General features: G+C 43.7%; 15 protein-coding genes. 8 read left to right on the top strand and 7 right to left on the bottom strand.

The annotated features are described in order from the left end of the window. The first annotated feature begins 270 nt into the window (after positions 1–270). Positions 271–516 carry a hypothetical protein gene (locus FHW88_RS15850; protein WP_091216455.1) on the top strand — a complete coding sequence of 82 codons (246 nt, stop codon included), beginning with the start codon at positions 271–273 and terminating at the stop codon, positions 514–516. 16 nt (positions 517–532) lie between these two features. Here FHW88_RS15850 and FHW88_RS15855 read toward each other — a convergent pair whose 3' ends face one another. Next, positions 533–823, bottom strand: coding sequence for a hypothetical protein (locus FHW88_RS15855; protein WP_176626676.1), 291 nt, complete (start codon positions 821–823; stop codon positions 533–535). A gap of 236 nt (positions 824–1,059) precedes the next feature. On the opposite strand from FHW88_RS15855, the gene FHW88_RS15860 reads away from it, so the two are divergent. The 4 genes from FHW88_RS15860 to FHW88_RS15875 all read left to right on the top strand — a co-directional run bounded on the left by FHW88_RS15860 (position 1,060) and on the right by FHW88_RS15875 (position 5,509). Continuing rightward, positions 1,060–2,145, top strand: a complete 1,086-nt coding sequence (locus tag FHW88_RS15860; RefSeq protein WP_176626678.1) for a Gfo/Idh/MocA family protein — start codon at positions 1,060–1,062, stop codon at positions 2,143–2,145. A gap of 3 nt (positions 2,146–2,148) precedes the next feature. After that, positions 2,149–2,883 (top strand): glucosamine-6-phosphate deaminase, encoded by a 735-nt coding sequence (locus FHW88_RS15865; RefSeq protein ID WP_176626680.1) that lies wholly within the window; start codon positions 2,149–2,151, stop codon positions 2,881–2,883. Between the two features lie 126 nt (positions 2,884–3,009). Next, a complete protein-coding gene (locus FHW88_RS15870; RefSeq protein ID WP_176626682.1) occupies positions 3,010–4,725 on the top strand; it encodes a GMC oxidoreductase in 1,716 nt (571 codons plus the stop codon). Between the two features lie 25 nt (positions 4,726–4,750). Beyond that, complete coding sequence (locus FHW88_RS15875) at positions 4,751–5,509, top strand: DUF1080 domain-containing protein (RefSeq protein ID WP_176626683.1); 759 nt, start codon at positions 4,751–4,753, stop codon at positions 5,507–5,509. 153 nt (positions 5,510–5,662) lie between these two features. Here the strand turns inward: FHW88_RS15875 and FHW88_RS15880 are convergent, their stop codons facing one another. The 5 genes from FHW88_RS15880 to FHW88_RS15900 form a co-directional block, all read right to left on the bottom strand. Beyond that, positions 5,663–7,366: a CocE/NonD family hydrolase gene (locus FHW88_RS15880; RefSeq protein ID WP_176626685.1), complete on the bottom strand. Its 1,704-nt coding sequence runs from the start codon at positions 7,364–7,366 to the stop codon at positions 5,663–5,665. Positions 7,367–7,396: 30 nt separating this feature from the next. Further along, positions 7,397–8,095 carry a LytR/AlgR family response regulator transcription factor gene (locus FHW88_RS15885; protein WP_218117206.1) on the bottom strand — a complete coding sequence of 233 codons (699 nt, stop codon included), beginning with the start codon at positions 8,093–8,095 and terminating at the stop codon, positions 7,397–7,399. Then, positions 8,092–9,150, bottom strand: coding sequence for a sensor histidine kinase (locus FHW88_RS15890; RefSeq protein WP_176626687.1), 1,059 nt, complete (start codon positions 9,148–9,150; stop codon positions 8,092–8,094). The genes FHW88_RS15885 and FHW88_RS15890 overlap by 4 nt, the downstream gene beginning before the upstream one ends. A 177-nt stretch (positions 9,151–9,327) precedes the next feature. Beyond that, positions 9,328–9,813, bottom strand: a complete 486-nt coding sequence (locus tag FHW88_RS15895; protein WP_176626689.1) for a hypothetical protein — start codon at positions 9,811–9,813, stop codon at positions 9,328–9,330. 63 nt (positions 9,814–9,876) lie between these two features. Then, complete coding sequence (locus tag FHW88_RS15900) at positions 9,877–12,213, bottom strand: efflux RND transporter permease subunit (RefSeq protein WP_176626691.1); 2,337 nt, start codon at positions 12,211–12,213, stop codon at positions 9,877–9,879. Between the two features lie 423 nt (positions 12,214–12,636). Here FHW88_RS15900 and FHW88_RS15905 point away from each other — a divergent pair, with 423 nt between their 5' ends. Then, complete coding sequence (locus FHW88_RS15905; RefSeq protein ID WP_176626693.1) at positions 12,637–13,005, top strand: diacylglycerol kinase family protein; 369 nt, start codon at positions 12,637–12,639, stop codon at positions 13,003–13,005. Continuing rightward, positions 12,995–13,720, top strand: a complete 726-nt coding sequence (recO, locus tag FHW88_RS15910; RefSeq protein WP_176626695.1) for a DNA repair protein RecO — start codon at positions 12,995–12,997, stop codon at positions 13,718–13,720. The genes FHW88_RS15905 and recO overlap by 11 nt, the downstream gene beginning before the upstream one ends. 1,202 nt (positions 13,721–14,922) lie before the next feature. On the opposite strand, the gene FHW88_RS15915 is transcribed toward recO, so the two are convergent. Then, on the bottom strand, positions 14,923–15,480 hold the full coding sequence (locus tag FHW88_RS15915) for a hypothetical protein (RefSeq protein WP_176624997.1): 558 nt from the start codon (positions 15,478–15,480) through the stop codon (positions 14,923–14,925). A gap of 376 nt (positions 15,481–15,856) precedes the next feature. Here FHW88_RS15915 and FHW88_RS15920 point away from each other — a divergent pair, with 376 nt between their 5' ends. Beyond that, positions 15,857–18,241: a glycoside hydrolase family 3 C-terminal domain-containing protein gene (locus tag FHW88_RS15920; RefSeq protein ID WP_176626697.1), complete on the top strand. Its 2,385-nt coding sequence runs from the start codon at positions 15,857–15,859 to the stop codon at positions 18,239–18,241. Positions 18,242–18,251: the final 10 nt, after the last annotated feature.

Raw genomic sequence — 18,251 nt, forward strand, 5'->3', positions numbered from 1 at the left:
CCAAAATTGAAAAAAAGTAACATTTTTTATCAAAAAAATTAGTCTACTAATTCTATAGTGCTTATATTTGACTAATTGTTATTATCGTTCTAACCAATTAGTTCTTTATGATAAATAATGAGGTCAGTCAACTTAAATTTAAAAAAGAGACAGCCGGCGGGCTATCTCTTTTTTTCTGCCTCATTTTAAAGCATGTTTAAACAACTGTTTTATTTTTCAATAAAGTAAACATCATCAATCGTGGTATGTTATCTCAATAAACAAACTGCCATGATCGATCAAAAAGATACCACACCGGCCGCGAAAGATGGGAAGTACGAATTCCTGATCAACTACTCAGAACGTGAGCTTACCTGCCGTGTTGAAAAAGAGCAAAATAAGCTGCATGTTTTTATTGATAACAACATCAATGCCGAACTCGAGTTACAGCCCGACGGCAGCCTTACCCAGGCCAGCGGCAACGCCCTGCCCGAATCAACCATCGAGTTTATTAAAAAACACATTATGGAGGGGTAGGAGAATAAAACTGTTGCTAAACTTGGAGATGGTATTTATAAAGGCTCTCGTTAAATTCCCGTAACATATTTGAAACCGCTTCTGTCAGCAGGTAAGCTTCGGGCGAAAGCGGGCAGAACAATGGTGGCCAAGAGCGCAGAAAAGGGCATAGCAAGTTTTTGCAGGAGCGGGAGCCTGTGAAGGCAGGGCAAAATAATTGCCGCCCGTGGTTCTGCCGCCCGGTTTGCAGGGCAAAGGCCTTGCGCGCAAAGAAGCCTATCTGCTGACTTGATTTATTCGCGAAGTATTTTGTTTTATAGGTGCTCATGAGCTCACTTGGCTCGGTTTTGATTCTTTTTATCAAGAAAAAGAACAAAGCCAACCCACGGCGATTGAGCGGGCCAATGTAACTTGGATACAACAACAGCTCTTACATGCTCCCAACAAGCATCTTCCAAAAATTTTCAATTTCTAAATATTATTCATTAATCTTGAACGGTATTCTAAACCAGATAAACCCTGCGCGCTGTTCCAATTATCGGCGCTTTATTATATATACGTTTTATGAACAAAACTAAAGTAGCCATACTGGGTGCCGGTTTTATTACCGATATCCACATGGAATCATATCATCGCTTTATTCCCGAAGCTGATGTGGTGGCCTGCTATGCCCGCAACCCGGAAAAAGCCAAAGCATTTGCCGAAAAATATCACATAGCCCAATGGTTTGATGATATTGATAAACTGCTTGCCGAATCGGGCTGCGAAGTGGTAGATATCTGCTTACCAAACTACCTTCATGCCGAAGCTACCATCAAAGCCGCGAAAGCAGGCAAGCATGTTATTATTGAAAAACCGCTTGCCGTTACGCTTGAGGAGGCCGATGAAATGATAGCCGTATGCAAGGCCAACAACGTAAAGCTGATGTATGCCGAAGAACTTTGCTTCGCGCCCAAATATGAGCGGGCACGGCATTTGGTAAAAGAGGGCGCCGTCGGCGAGATCTATATGCTGAAGCAGGGCGAAAAGCATTCGGGTCCGCATTCGGATTGGTTTTATGATATCAATTTTTCGGGCGGTGGGGTGATCATGGATATGGGCTGCCACGCTTTAGGCTGGTTTCGTTGGATGCTGAATAATGCCAAACCTAAAAGTGTTTATGCCAGCATGAGCACGGTGCTGCATAAAGGTCGTACCAAAGGCGAAGATAATTCGGTAATTATTGTTGAGTTTGAAAACGGCGTAACTGCCGTGGCAGAAAACAGCTGGTCAAAACATGGTGGAATGGATGACCGTTGCGAAATCCATGGCCTTGGCGGTGTTATTTATGCCGATTTGTTTATGGGCAATGCGGCGGTAACCTACAGCAGGGATGGATATGGTTATGCCATGGAAAAATCAGACACTACACAGGGCTGGAGCTTCACCATTTTTGAGGAGGCCTTTAACCAGGGCTATCCGCATGAGTTAAAACACTTTATTGATTGCGTACAAAACAACAAAACCCCGCTGGTGACCGGTGAAGACGGCAGGGCTGTGCTCGAACTCATCTACGCGGCCTATGCATCGGCCGGAGCAGGTAAAAAAATTGAACTGCCGTTTTCGGCGAAGATTGATAAACCGGTAAATCTTTGGCTCGATAATAAATAGCAAATGAAATTACATACATATCCTGATTATAATACCATGTCGAAGGCGGTGGCCGACCTGGTAGTTACCCTGGTTAACCAAAAGCCAAATGCGCTAATTTGTTTCCCTTCAGGTGATTCGCCGACCGGTTTACTTAGCTACCTGGTTCAATATGCAAACCATGGCCTTGTTAATTTTAGCCAAACCAATTTTGTTGGCCTGGATGAATGGGTGGGCCTCGACCGTACTAATGATGGCAGCTGTACCTACTTCCTCGAAAAACATTTTTTTACGCCGCTTAATATTTCAGCTAACAAAAAGAAGTTTTTTAATGCCGTTGCCGATGATCTGGATGCCGAATGCCAGGCTATGAACAAACATATTGATAAACTTGGTGGTCTGGATATGATGGTGGTTGGAGTGGGGCTAAATGGTCACATCGGTCTTAATGAGCCCGGTGCTGATTTTCATTCGTATGCCCATCACTCGGCTCTGGCGCCCATTACTATTGAGGTTGCTCAAAAATATTTTACTAAGGACACTGTTTTAACCGAAGGCATTACGCTCGGTTTAAGGCACCTGGCCGAAGCTTCCGTACCGGTGCTGATAGCCAGCGGAAGTAAAAAAGCACCTATAATAGCTCAGGCTTTGCAGGGATGTGTCACCAGCGATATACCGGCTTCCATATTTAAAACGTTGCAATATGCGCAGGTGTTTTTAGATGAATCCGCGGCGGCGGAACTGAGCTTAACAGTATAAGAGCTGAACCGAAGGCGGAAAGCATAAAGCCAAAGGTGAATGGCTTTATGCCTTTAGCTTTGCGCTTTTAGCTTTATAAAACCTATTGGCAATTAAACAGTTTATTAACCATAACCAATTGTATCCATGCCTGATGAACCTAAAAATACCGCCGAGCGGTTTACTTATGATGCCATAGTAATAGGCTCGGGCATCAGCGGCGGATGGGCGGCTAAAGAGCTTTGCGAGCAGGGCTTAAAAACCCTGGTGCTGGAGCGGGGCCGTGATGTGCAGCATATCAAAGATTATCCCACCGCAACTATGGATCCCTGGGAGTTTAAACACCGCGGGGCTATGACGAAAGCGTTCCTCGACGAAAACCCGTTGATAAGCCGTGCTGCCGGTTATGGTGAAGACGATGCCCATTTTTTTGTGAAGGATAAAGATCATCCCTACATACAGGAAAAACCTTTTGATTGGATCCGAGGTTATCAGGTTGGTGGTAAGTCGCTTACGTGGGGGAGGGCTTGCCAGCGATGGAGCAAGTTTGAGTTTGAAAACCCGGCCCGTTTTGGTTACGGCATTGAATGGCCTATTAGTTACGATGATGTGGCTCCATGGTACTCACATGTAGAAAAATTCATAGGCGTTTGCGGTAATAAAGACGGCATTGAGGCTATGCCCGACGGGGAGTTTTTGCCTCCTTTTGATATGAACGCAGTGCAGGAACATATCAGCGAAAAGATAAAAGAAAACTATCCCGACAGGCACCTGGTACATGCCCGCTGGGCGCATATTACTGAGCCGAAGCAGATCCACATAGATCAGGGGCGCGTTAAATGTATGGCACGGAACCTGTGTATGCGCGGCTGCCCCTTCGGTGGTTATTTTAGCTCAGTGAGTTCAACGCTGCCCTGGGCCAAAAAAACGGGTAACCTCACTATACGTCCCTTTTCGGTAGTGCATTCAATTATTTATGACGAAAAGCTTGGCAAAGCTACTGGGGTAAAAGTTATCGATACCAATACCAAAGCGGAGTTCGTGTATAAGGCCCGGATCATTTTCATGAATGCTTCGGCATTGAATACTAACCTCATCCTGCTCAATTCAAAATCAGAAAGGTTCCCGAACGGGCTTGGCAATGATAATGGCCTACTGGGTAAATACATCGCTTTTCAAAATTACCGGGCATCGGTAACGGCAGATATGGATGATTTTTTAGATCGATATTATTTTGGCCGTAACCCAACCGAGCTGATCCTGGCCAATTATCGTAACCTGCACAAACAGGAAACCGATTATAAAGGTGGCTTCACCACGTTTATGGGTGCATACCGTAACCGGGGACCAAAAGAAACTGGCGAAGGCGAGATAGGAGGGGCTTACAAAGATTCGCTTACAGAACCGGGCGGATGGAGTGCTTACATGTACCTGCAGGGCGAAACCATACCCAAGGAAAGGAACCATGTGCGTTTAAGTACAAAGCAGAAAGATCAATGGGGGATCCCGCTGCTAATCACTTCGGTTGAGTATGATGATAATGATGAGCGCATGATCCAGGACTTTTTAACCCAGACTGCTGATATGTTTGAGAAAGCCGGCTGTACCAATATTCAAAAGCACGAAAACAAACAGGCGCCGGGTCTTGATATCCATGAAATGGGAGGGGTGCGCATGGGGAAAGATCCAAAAACATCGCTGCTTAACCAATGGAACCAGCTCCACTTGTGCAAAAACGTGTTTGTGACCGATGGCGCTTGTATGGCGACTACCGGAAACCAAAGTCCTTCAATTTTGTATATGGCTTTAACGGCCCGTGCTGCTACTTATGCGGTGGGTGAATTCAAAAAGGGAAATCTTTAAAACTTACTAATTAAACATAACACCAATGAACAAGGTATTTTTAATAGCATTAACAGCCATCGCCATAAGCGGCTGCCATTCATCCACCCCAAAAAACTATAATAACGACAGCACCGTTGTTGCCGATACCAACAAAAAAACGGCGGTCACAACTACTGGATTTGAGCCATTATTTGATGGTAAAACTACCGACGGCTGGCATGCGTATGGTAAACCGGCACCGGGTTTGGCCTGGAAAGCAAAAGATGATGTACTGCATCTTGACGCATCGCAAAAAGGCGACTGGCAAAGCAAAAACGGCGGCGACATGGTTAGCAATAGTGAATATGAAAATTTTGACCTGAAGCTGGAGTGGAAAATTTCCAAAGGCGGCAACAGCGGGATCCTGTTTCATGTTAAGGAAGATACTACTAGATATAAATACAGCTACTTTACCGGCCCCGAATGCCAGGTTGTTGATAACAAGGAGAACGAAGACGGCAAACTCATCAAGCACCGTGCAGGTGATCTGTACGATCTGATCTCCATATCAAAAGAAGTAGTTAAACCTGCCGGCGAATGGAACCAGGTGGAGATAGTTTGCGATAACAGCAAGCTTGATTTTACTATCAATGGCGAGCATGTATTGTCAACTACGCTATGGGATGATAACTGGAAAAAACTGGTAGCAGGTAGTAAGTTTAAAGAATGGCCCGATTTCGGCACCTTTAAAACCGGCCACATCGTATTGCAGGATCATGGCGCTGATGTGTGGTACAGGAATATTGAGATTAAGAAGTTATAAGGCTTGTCCATGACTAAATCGTCATTATTGTGAGTTGGAAAATTTGACGTGTGAAGACTTACGAAGTTTCTGAAACTTCGTAAGTCTGGATTCTACAACTTGACGATATATTTCATCCCTGCCTCTTGTTTCCTGGGCATCTCGTGTCTTTCCTCACCTCAATACCGGAACATTAATGTAGCTATCATTAAACCATTTTATTTGCAGTGGTTCTTTAGCATCGCTGATAGTTTCGTCACTTACATTTTTTCCCGTTCCGTAGTTAATCTGCTCAAAAGGGCTTTTGTTGATATTGAGCAGGATCACAATACGGCTGCCTTTGCTGAATTGCCTGCTGGTGATATAGCTGTTAAAAAAAGGGATGCTTTCCATTTGTCCCGGTTTTAACAAATGCCTTTTCTCCGGGTTTGTAGCATAACTCGCCCTGCCCATAAAGTAGGTAAGGTAAAAGTATTTTCCGTAGGGCATTTCTTCAAACATCACTACGTGGTAGTCCATATCTTTTTTATTGATGATGGTTTTTAAAACCCCCGAAAAAGCTCCGCTTATAATTAAAGGTTTTGCGAGCGGAGCACTTTTAAAAACAATGCTGCTACCCGTATTCAGCGTGTCATAAATAAGCTGGTTTAAAAAATAATAGCTGCTGATACTATCCCGTCGGGCAAAGTTGACGGTTTGTGAAGCGAAAGCCTTGTTTAACGGCTTAACCGGATTTAACCGGGAGTTATCCAAATAAAACTTCAGGGTATCGTTACTCATTTGCTTTAATGAAGGCACATGTTTCCACTCGTTGCTGCTCATAACTTCAAAGTTGAATTTATTCTTCAGGATAGCAGGTTTGGGTTTGTTTTTGAAGATATAATCAAACCACTGGTAAATAATTTCGTGGATGTTGATCTGCGCCACGTCATCAATGCGGTAACCATTAAAAACCGAATCGGGATGCCCTTGTGAACCGAAATGCCCGTAGGGGCCGATGATGACATAGTGATTGGCGTTATGATTATATTTAAGATGTTCGCGATAGTAATACATGCCGCCAATTTGCCCGCCATCGTAGTAGCCGGTAGTTGTTAACACGGGTATATTGATATCTGCAAATTCTTTTTTATAAGGGATCATATCCTGCCAGTATTGATCATAAGTGGGGTGTGCTACCCAGTGCCTGAACATATAGTTAACTCCGCGGCCGGTAAGGCTATCAAGGGTATGATAAGCTAAGCCTGCATTATACCATTTCCAGTACAACTGGTTCCACTGCGGACTGTTGTAATCTTTTTCATCCAGAAATTTATTGTTGCTGGTGTAGTAGGTCCACGAAAAAACAAAGCTCATTTGCACGTTATTGGTCATGGGTACATCAAGTCCGGGTGCTACCGCGGCCGATGGCACAATGGTTTTAAGAGCAGGGTGAAGCTTCTTTGTAGCAGCCCATTGTGTAAAGCCGTTATAGCTTCCGCCGTACATGCCAACCCGGCCATCGCTCCAGGGTTGTTTGCTGATCCAGTCGATCACATCGTATGCATCGCGGCCGTCGGTTTCATAAGCCAGCGGCTCACCGGGACTGTTCCATTTGCCGCGGGTATAGGCAAATACACCAACATAACCCCTGTCTGCGGCTTCCTGAATTTTTAATGAATCTGTTCGTCGGGCATAAATGGTAAACTGGAAAATAGCTGGCAGCTTTTCGGTTACGCCTTTTTTGCGGGCCACCATCACGGTAACAAATGCGCCGTCACGTGTTTTTAGCAATACGCTATCCTGAAGGTAAGATCCCGTGGCTTTTTTGCTTTGTGCCAATGCCATGCTGCCAAAAACAAGGCATAGCAGGAACAGGGAGATTAATTTTCTCATCATTTTTAATTGTTGTAATATGTAATGGTTGATCTACTTATTTGCTGCCCAGTGCCTGAATTTTGCCGATTGCCGTTCGGATACTTCCAGTTGTGCGCCTGTATTTATGGTTATTTTTAAGCGGCCATCCACGGTTGTAATGGTTTGTATGTATTGCCTGTTAATGATCTGGGCACGGTTAATCCTGAAAAATATGTTGCTGTTCAATTTATCCTCTAACTGGTTGAGCGAGCTTTTTAGGAACACATTTTTATTGCCAAACAAAATCCGGGCATAGTTATCCATCGATTCGATAAGATGTACCGAGCTCCATTGGATAAAATGGTATTGTTGACGGTCTCTCACAAAGATCTGCCCGGCAGGATCTGCTTTGTTTAACCGCTGCCTTGCCTGTACTATGGCTTTTTCAAATCTTTCATCGCGGATAGGTTTTACGAGGTAATCAAGCGCACTTACTTCGAAAGCTTTAACCGCATATTGGTCATAAGCCGTTGTAAATATCACCGGTGGTATCTTCTCTAACGATTCCAGTAAGTCAAAGCCTGATTTTTCGGGCATCTGAATGTCTAAAAAAAGGAGGTCTGGGGTTTCTTCGCCTATCATTTTCAGGGCATCGTCGGCATTGGTGGCTTCTCCTGCAATTTCAAAGTCTGGGTAATTGGCCAACAGTCGCCGTATTTCATTTCTGGCAGCGCGTTCATCATCAACAATCAATACCATTATCTTTTTCATGAAACAGGAATTTTAATGGTTGCCGTTACTATGCCATTTGTTTCGCTGATGGTGAAATGGGCAAAGTCTTTGTATTGTAATCGCAAACGCTCAGTTAGGTTTTTAAGGCCAAGCCCGCTGCTATCGTGCGTCGGATTTAACCGGCCGGGATTACTTACGGATATTATCAAATTGTCACGGTCATTAATAAGTTGTACCCGAATGAGCCCACCTTGTTTTTGCTGACTGATGCCATGCTTTATAGCATTTTCAACAAGCGTTTGAATACACAAGCGGGGAACAAGCATACTATGATACTCATCGCCCGCTTCAATGTGATACTGTAGCCGCTCTTCAAGCCGGAGTTTTTCCAGTTCGAGGTAATCTTTAACAAGTTCCAGCTCTTCTTTTATGGAGATCATTTGTTTGTCGCCGCTGTAAAGGGAGTTTCGCAGTAGATCGGCCAGCAGGTCGATTGCCCGTCTTGCCGATTTGGGATCATCAATAACCAAAGCTTTAATGTTATTTAAAGAGTTGAATAAGAAATGCGGGTTAAGTTGTGCCGAAAGGTTGTTAAGCTGCGCATCGCGCGTAATAACCGCCAGCCGGGCATTTTCTTGGGCTATATTGATTTCGCGTTTTGCATAGTGGTATAAATGATAAGCCAGTAGCCAGATCGACATCAATCGTACCCCGGCCACAAAAATGCTATCGCGATAGAAATCAAAAAAATCGCCGAACGGTTCCGAAAACCCCGGTTTAAACCAAACCCTGAAAAGGTAAACCTTTGAAACAGTTACAAACAGGTAAACCAACCCCAATACGACGACTGCGGGTACTAACCTGGGTAATAATTTGTTTAATCCGAGGTTTTGCCAGCCCAATTTTACAGCGAAGCGATGGTAAAGGTGGGTTATGGTAATATAAACGGCAACATCGGTAGTAAATTGAAGAATGCCTAACCACCAGTTAAAGCCCGGCTGATTGTAGCCGGTATATCCCCAGTAAAGCGCCGCAACCGACCAGCCAATGAGCTGACATTTCCAATAAAGCGATATAGTTACCTGTTGTTTCAATTTGCTTGCTGCCGAATTATTATCAAAGCAACAAAAACTATTATATAGTTAAAAGATAAAGTACATGAGTGCAGGTATTTAGGGGATGAGCGCGGGAAGAGAATCGAGACTTTTAGACATAAGAGCCAGGAATGTTATGACCTGTAAAGCCTTCACAGATTTGTAACTTTAAGCGGGTTACTTCTTAGGGACTTTAAGTTTCTTCTCTCTCTTATTATCAGATACCATTTTTACAATGGTTTTACCCTGGGTTAGCTGTTTGGCATCTTTAACTTTTGCCAGCGAATTTTGCCAGGCTTCGTCTACCAACTTTCTTATTTCCTGCTGCGGAAAAGCTTCAATATCGTTCACCAGCAAATAGCGATACTGCTTGCCTTCGCCAATAAGTATTTTGTGCGGATCGGAAAGTTCGGAGCCCCAGTAAAAGCCGAAATGGGTATTGTAATTACCCCCACGGTACAGGGCAAATGAGCAAAAGATATGGCTCATTTTTTCGGTAGGCGACCAGCCCACTGCCAAAGCATTGTAATTGTCATAAATAAGTTCGTTGGCCTGAGGGTACAGATCCCATATAAAATCGCGCAGCCATAAGGCACGTTCCCGCACTTCGGATGGGAAGGTTCTCATAAAGAAAAGCAGATCGGTAACCTCATCTTTCGGCATATTATAAATGTACAAAGAACTCGCCTGAACCAGGATGGCAGACAGAAAAATTAATTTCTAATTCTATTCATCAATATCCGGCCCCTTGATCTTGTTACGATCAACACCACCTTCAAGTGATAACAAAAACGCAGGCAGCAACGTAAGGTTGCTGATCATAGCCACCAATAGGGTAATGGATAGCAATACGCCCAAAGCAACGGTGCCCCCAAATTTTGATATCGCGAAAATACCGAACCCAAAAAACAGCACAGTAGCAATGAAGATCATGCTGACACCGGTTTCGCGGATAGTGTCTGAAACTATTTTAGAGATACTTTTCTTACTGTGACGTAATTCATGACGGTAACGGGTAATGAAATAAATAGTTTGGTCGGACGAGATGCCCATGGCTATGCTGAAAATCAATATGGTTGACGGTTTAAGCGGGATCCCGAAAAAGCCCATGATGCCCGCTGTGATAACAAGAGGAATAAGGTTTGGCACAAGCGATATGGCAATCATTTTTATACCCCGGAAAAGGATCCACATTACGCCCGCAATAAGTACAATAGCCCACGCCAGGCTTTCATATAGGTTTTTCAACAGGTAGTTGGTGCCCTTTATAAATATGATGCTCGAGCCGGTTAGCTCAACATGGAACTTCTTCGGGTTGAAAATAGAATCGATCCTGGGCTGCAATTCAGCTAATACGGTATTCATTTTTTTTGAACCGGCATCAACCATTTCAAAGGTAACACGGGTAACGCGGTGGGTGCTGTCGAGATAGGTTTTTAGCAAACCGCTTGTACCTTTGCCTGAGTTGCCTGCATAGTTAAGGATAAAGTTTTGCTCCAGTCCGTCGGGCAGGCGATAGTATTCCGGACTGCCGCCGTAAAATGCCTGTGTGCTGAATTTCAACACCTGGATCAATGATACCGAACGGCTAAACTCCGGGTAGGAAGAGATCAGTTTTTCCAGTTTCTCTACCTTGCGGATAGTAGCCAGATTCATTACCCCGTTTTTGCGTTTGGTATCGATACTAACCTCTAAAGGAAGCACCCCATTAAAATTCGATTCAAAAAATTTAAGATCGTGCAGGGTGTTGTTGCTTTGGGGCAGGTCGTCAACCACATAGCCATTGATATTGATCCTGATCATACCAACAATGGCGATGACAACCAATAGGGCGGTGGTTAAATAAATAGTTTTACGTTTGGTATGCACCAGCTTATCTAAAGTGGCTAATAAGCCGTCCATCAGTTTACTGTCTTTAATACCGGTTTGGCTTGCCTTTGGTGCAGGCAGAAAACTGAATATAATAGGAACCAAAATAAGGCTCAAGGCAAAGGTTCCCATGATACCAATTGATGCTATTAAACCAAATTGGGTAAGCAATTCGCTATTGGTAAAGCATAACACACCAAAGCCAATAGCCGTAGTTACGTTGGCTATAAAGGTGGTGATACCTGCTCGCTCAACGGCAACCTCCAATGCAGCCATCTTATTACCGCTGATGCCATACTCATGAAAATATTTATTGAGGATAAATACGCAGTTGGGGATCCCGATTACCACAATAAGCGGCGGGATGATACCGGTTAAAAGTGTCATCTCATAATGCATCATTTGCAATACGCCGAGGCTGAATATTACACCCAATATCACGATCAGCACCGGAAAAATAACCGGAAACACCGAACGGAAAAACAGTAACAGGATCAGCGCGGTAATAACTACCGAAAGGCTCAGGAACAACGAAAACTCATGGGCTACCAAATCGCCTACTACAGTGCGGATAAGCGGTAAACCCGAATAGTGTACTTTGATATTATGCTTGTTTTCAAATGCCTGCCCAAGCTGATTTATCTTTTTAATAATGGGCACGCGGAATGGCGTATTAATGATCTTATCATCAAAAGTGATGGCCATCAGGGTGCTCTGGCCATCGTTACTTACAATCAGCCCCTTATAAAATGGCATGGAAGCAAGTTGTTGTTTTACACTATCAACAGCCGCGGCGGTTTGCAACAGACCGGTAACCAAAGGTTTCAGGACAAATTTATGCTGCAGGGTGTCCTTTTGCAGGTTGTAGATATTAGCCGCCGAGATCACAGCTTTGATCCCTTTTATTTTCTTTAACTGTTCGCCAATCTGGTACCAGTCGTTAAAAACATCTTTATCAAAAATATTGGGCGATTTAATGCCGATAACCATCGATGAAGCATCCTGCCCGAAGGTTTTCTTAAACTCGGTGTAGCGGATAAACGCCGAATCAGTAACCGGAAGCACTTTGCCGCCATTGAAGGTGATTTTTACCTTCGACGCTTCATAGCCCATAAAGGCACTCAGCGCTAAAACGCAGATAAAAATTATCAGCCTGTTTTTAAGAATTGCAGAAGCTACATGTTTCCAGAACATTATTAACAATATATAAAAGAGAGGCGCAAAACTACAAAAAATGCGTTATCTGCCTATTAATGATAGTGATAATGTGACAATGAGTTAACGGGTAACGGGTTATATGCCATTAGCTGATTTATTTGCGGCGTTTAGTGTTCAACTTTTTTAGGGCTGAACACTTGTTGTTGTTTTATAAAATATTGACATTGATAATCAGTGTGTTATATTTTGTTGGATTGGTTGTTTTTGGGCGTTTGAACAAGTTGATGTTGATAATCAAGGTTTTGTGTTTTGGTAAAAGAAAAAGTTGAACACCGGTTTTTTTAAAAGTTGAACACTTGTATTATGCCCTTTGCTATGTTAATATTGGCACTAATAACAATGGTATGGACACTGTAAATGCGCTATCCGCATTTGCACCTAAACTTTGTATTTTTGAGCATGAAAAGGTTGGTACGCAGTTTTGGTTTTGCGTTTAAGGGTTTAGGGTATGCTGCTAAAACCCAGCCTAATTTCAGGTTTCATTTGGTGGCCGGTATAATAGCTGTAGTATTGGGTTTTCTTTTCCGGCTTTCAACTGCCGAGTGGTTTTGGCTTACGGCTTGCATTGCCATAGTGCTTATTACCGAATTACTTAATACCTCGCTCGAGACACTGACCGATCTGGTTTCGCCCACTTATAACGAAAAAGCAGGTCATGTAAAAGATATAGCTGCCGGCGCTGTTGTTGTGGCTGCATTATTCGCGCTGATAACCGGGATAGTTATTTTTTTACCGAAGATCATTTTATTGATAAGGCATGCTGCATAAAACCAGGGGTATCATATTCAGGGCTACTGATTACGGCGAAAGCAGTGTGATCGTACAGATCTTTACCGAGAAATTTGGTCTGCAATCGTACATCATTAATGGTGCTAAAAAACCCAAGGCTAAAATAGGCAGGAACATGCTGCAACCCCTGCATTTGCTCGACCTGGTGGTTTATCACAAAAATACAGGCAGCGTGCAGCGCATTTCCGAATTAAAGAATGCGCCGGTACTGCAGAGTATTCCTTACGATGTGATTAAGAGCTGTATAGCCATATTTTTAAATGAGGTGCTGTATAAAGCCATAAAGCAACAATCGCCGGATGAAAACTTGTTCGATTTTATTTTCAGCGCTATTGAATGGCTCGATCATCAAACCGAAAGCGTGGCCAACTTTCATTTGATATTTTTAACCCGGCTTACCCGTTATCTCGGCTTTTACCCCGACCGTTACATGGCGGGTGAAGCTGATTATTTCGATATAAAAAACGGACAGTTTACCCGCTATAAGCCCGAAAGCATTTCCTACCTCTCGCCCCCGCATACCGATAATTTTCGATTAGTATTGCAAACCAGTTTTGAAGATATGCACCTGCTTAAACTAAGCAATGATGAACGCCGCTACCTGGTGCAAAAGCTGTTGGAATATTACGCTATGCATATCGAGGGCTTCGGCAATATCAAATCGGCTGATGTATTGGAAGAGGTGTTGGCGTAGGGCTAAAGTTCAAATTTTCTCTTTTTTGCGTTAGCGATAGTAGCGGATACCGGCCAACGTGGCTAAGGCTTGGTGCAGTATGAGCGGATAGCGCGGGCCACAGGCAACGCCCATATTACAAAACAGATCAGAAAATATATTTAATAATCAGCGCCTTGCAATTACGTCATTATAAGGAACGAAGCAATCTCCCACAGGCAGGTAACAGGGTATTGTTGTAATGAACTTACATCGTCGCGCTCCTGGCCGCGCGGGGCCAGGTACTTTTGTCGCCACAAAAGTACCCAAAAAGGCTTACAGCAGAAAGGCTTCTTTGAGCACACCCACCCCAACGGCCACCACTTGGCCTTGCCCTGCAAAACGAACAGAACCACGGGCTGCAATTATTTTGCCCCGATTCGCACTCGCCCATGCTTCTGCAAAAACTTGCTATGCCCCTGCAACAGCACATTCCCTCCATCGTTCTGCCCGTTTTCACTGCTGTGAAAAACACCAATTTTTAGTTTGTCATGGGTAGGAACGAAGCTCCTTCTTCACCCCGCAAACATACACAACTGGCGCGAGTACGCAGCGCCGGACACAGCTTGGCGTACTCGTGAATTTTTAAATTTGATGGAAAAGTCACGAGTACCCCAAGAACCCTCAGCACACCCTGCATACTCACGCCAGAATAGAGTTGGCATCTATATACCAAGGTAACTTATATTAAGAGCATCAGAATGATGTAGATGGTTATAAGGAGGATTAGCTATAGTAAGATCGAAAGCAGGAGATACAATTAAATTGTATAATTAAATTGCAGGTAGTGTTCAAAGATGTTATATTTGAGATAGAAGAAAGAGAGGAGGGGTATCCAGTCCGCTAAGATTTCCACCCCCTATACAATCGCCTCACACGAGTTACCTCTCAAGAATTAAAAGCTACTGGTGGTACAGTGGCTTTTTTTATATCAAATGCTTGATAATAACTCTAATATACGGGTAAACAAGTGATTATTAAAAAGAATAAATTCCACATAGTACATCGACGGTATAATTCGTTCGTATTGAGCGTTATAAAATTCAATAACTATTTTTTATTGACCTCGTTTTTTGGCCTTTTTTATTCATTTATAGATAGATAGCATCCATATCCCAACTGGTGGGAGTATGCAGGGTGGGGCTTAATACTTTGGGGTACTTGTGACGTTTAGGTGAATATAATTATCCAATCCTATCGCCGATGATTACCGGCAACTTTATGCAATATTCCCAAAACGGATTGGGGCTTTCTTTGCCCTCCCAGTATTGATGAGCTAAGTAAGAGCTTGTAATATTCTGTGTTCCGAAGAAAAGCCAATTCATGTCACATTTCTGAAAATTGTCGGTTTTGAGTTCAAATATTGGACTGTCTTCACTTCTAAATTGTGTCCTTAGCTTCTTCGCATCTTCTATCGAATCACAGGCAAAAATAGACTGAAATCTTGAAGTAAGCGAGCCAAAATAAGCTTGTCGAACGTGTTCAATATTAGCTTCGGTTATGATGGGCATATGATGAGTGAAATTTGGATGTGTTCCATGGGTGTGGCGCTGGTTGAGGTAATACCATCCATGGTGGGACAACCCTTCCGGGTAAAGTCTTTGAATATGTTTTCTTAATGATCCCTCTTCTAAAAGATTATCGACGCTCCATAATTTGATGTTGTAAGGATCTTGGTTTGTAAGTGAAATTGTTAGCCCTTCATTTAATGTTTTTGCTCGATCAACGGTAAAAAACTTCATAATTAAATAGATTCGGTTTATTTACAAAGATAAAGGAATCCAACTGGTGTGAGTATGCGATGTTAGGGAAAAGGTGTCGTAACCAATTAGACAAGATCTTATTTGGAAAAGTAACGAATGTCCAAGTATCAAGCCCCACGCTGAATACTCGCGTCAGAATATAAATAATGCTTAACTGGTCTCTGCGAGAGATGGTTGGAAAATGTAGATCCATAGTCCAATTTCTCCTTCCCATCCGTATTCTTCATCTATTCATCGATAAAACTTGCTATTGTAAAACTTAATTTTTACTATTGTGTAATAATGACACAAAGAGTATATTTTCCTTGCTGTCGTTATCGCCAATTAGCCCCTTTAACCTATTTAATTTTAAAAAATGAGAACGAGCTACAAACTACACGTTGCTTTAGCATGCGTTTTATTTGCCGGTGGCATTCACCAGGCAGTACAAGCCCAAAGCAAAAGCCCTGCACCACAATTAAGCGCAACAAACGTCAAGCAGATTGTTGCTGCCATGACACTCGAAGAAAAATCGAGGCTTGTTGTGGGGATGGGTTTTAAGATGCCGGGCGTACCCCCGCCGGTAAAGGGCAAAAAACCTGAAGCAATTGATATAGGCGGTTTTAAATTGCCTCCGTCTGATCCGGATGCTTATAATATACCCGAAAAAGTACCCGGAGCTGCCGGTCGCACGCATGCTATTCCACGTTTAGGCATCCCGTCTATCACGGTATCTGATGGTCCGGCAGGGTTGAGGATCGAGCCTATCCGCAATGGCGATAAATCAAAAACGTATTATGCTACGGCGTTCCCGGTTGCCACCTTGTTGGCCTCAACCTGGGATACCCAACTGGTAAATAAGGTAGGCATTGCCTTTGGTAACGAAGTGCGCGAATACGGTGTGGATATATTGCTGGCGCCGGGCCTCAACATTCACCGCAACCCGCTCGGCGGCCGGAATTTTGAATATTATTCTGAAGATCCGCTGGTTGCCGGCAGTATGACCGCTGCTATTGTTAACGGTATCGAATCAAACGGGGTAGGTACTTCTATTAAACATTATGCGGCTAACAACCAGGAAACCAACCGTAACTCCATCAACACCATAGTAAGCGAGCGTGCCATGCGCGAGTTGTATTTGCGTGGTTTTGAGATTGCGGTAAAAAAAGCACAACCCTGGACAGTGATGTCGTCATATAATAAACTCAACGGCACTTTTACTTCCGAAAGGCGCGACCTGCTCACTACCATTCTTAAAAAGGAGTGGGGTTTTAAAGGTTTTGTCATGACTGATTGGTTTGGCGGTAAAGATGCAGTAGCGCAGATGAAAGCCGGAAACGACCTGCTGATGCCGGGTAACCCAACCCAATCTGATGACATAGTGGCTGCTGTAAAAAGCGGGAAACTTAGCGCTCAGCAACTTGATGCCAATGTGGAGCGCATCCTGAATGTGATAGTTCAATCGCCTACGTTTAAAAAATATAAATACTCTGATGCTCCTGATCTGGCCGGTCATGCTGCTGTAGCCCGCGAGGCCGCCGCGCAGGGTATGGTGCTTTTGAAAAATGATGATCACGCGCTGCCATTTGGTGCAGGGAAAAGGATCGCTGTATTCGGTAATACCTCGTATGATATTATTGCAGGCGGTACCGGCAGCGGCGATGTAAACAAAGCTTACACTATTTCATTAATGCAGGGCCTGGCTAATGCCAACTTTAAATTACAGGAAACGCTTTCCAATAATTATAAGGCCTACCTGGCTGATATGAAGGCCAAACAACCGAAACCTAAAAACTTTTTTGACCATCCAGCCCCAATACCCGAAATGGATGTGAACGCAATCGTGGGCGAGGAAGCTAACGGTGCTGATGAAGCGCTGATTACGATAGGCCGTAACGCAGGTGAAGGTGCTGACCGAAAATTGGAAAGCGATTATTATTTAAACGATCCCGAAAAAGGGTTGATCAATGGTGTTGCCAGCGCTTTCCATGCTAAAGGTAAAAAGGTAATTGTTGTACTTAACGTAGGTGGTGTTGTTGATGTTACCGCATGGCGCGATAAAGTTGACGGGATTTTATTAGCCTGGCAGCCTGGCCTGGAAGCCGGTAATGCCATTGCCGATGTGCTAAGCGGTAAAGTAAACCCATCGGGCAAACTGGCGACCACTTTCCCGGCCGACTATAAAGATGTGCCATCGGCCAATAATTTCCCCGGTACGCCCGAAGGTAAACCAACCCAGGTTATCTATGAGGAAGGTATTTACGTGGGATACCGTTATTACGATGCCGCTAAAGTTACCCCGGCCTATGAGTTTGGCTACGGTTTGTCATACACCAACTTTAAATTCAGCGATCTGAAACTAAGCTCAAAGGTTTTCAAAAACATGATCACTGCCTCGGTTATCGTTAAAAATACCGGTGATGTAGCCGGTAAAGAGGTGGTGCAATTGTATTTGGCTGCTCCTAAAAAGGACCTGGACAAACCCGAGGATGAACTGAAAGCTTTCGGTAAAACAAAGCTGTTGGCACCGGGCCAATCTCAAACCTTAACGTTTACTATCAAAGCGGCAGATCTGGCTTCGTTTTATACCGACAGGCAGGCCTGGATAGCTGATGAAGGAGACTATAAAGTGAAAATAGGTTCATCATCGCGCAAAATTGAGGAAACGTCATCTTTCAGCCTGGCTAAAGATATCACTGTTGAAAAAGTAAACAAGGCGCTGCTGCCCGAACAAGCTATAAACGAACTAAAACTAAAGTAAAACCAACCTC

The organism is Mucilaginibacter sp. SG538B (genome assembly GCF_013376065.1).
GTDB classification, from domain to species: Bacteria; Bacteroidota; Bacteroidia; order Sphingobacteriales; family Sphingobacteriaceae; genus Mucilaginibacter; species Mucilaginibacter rubeus.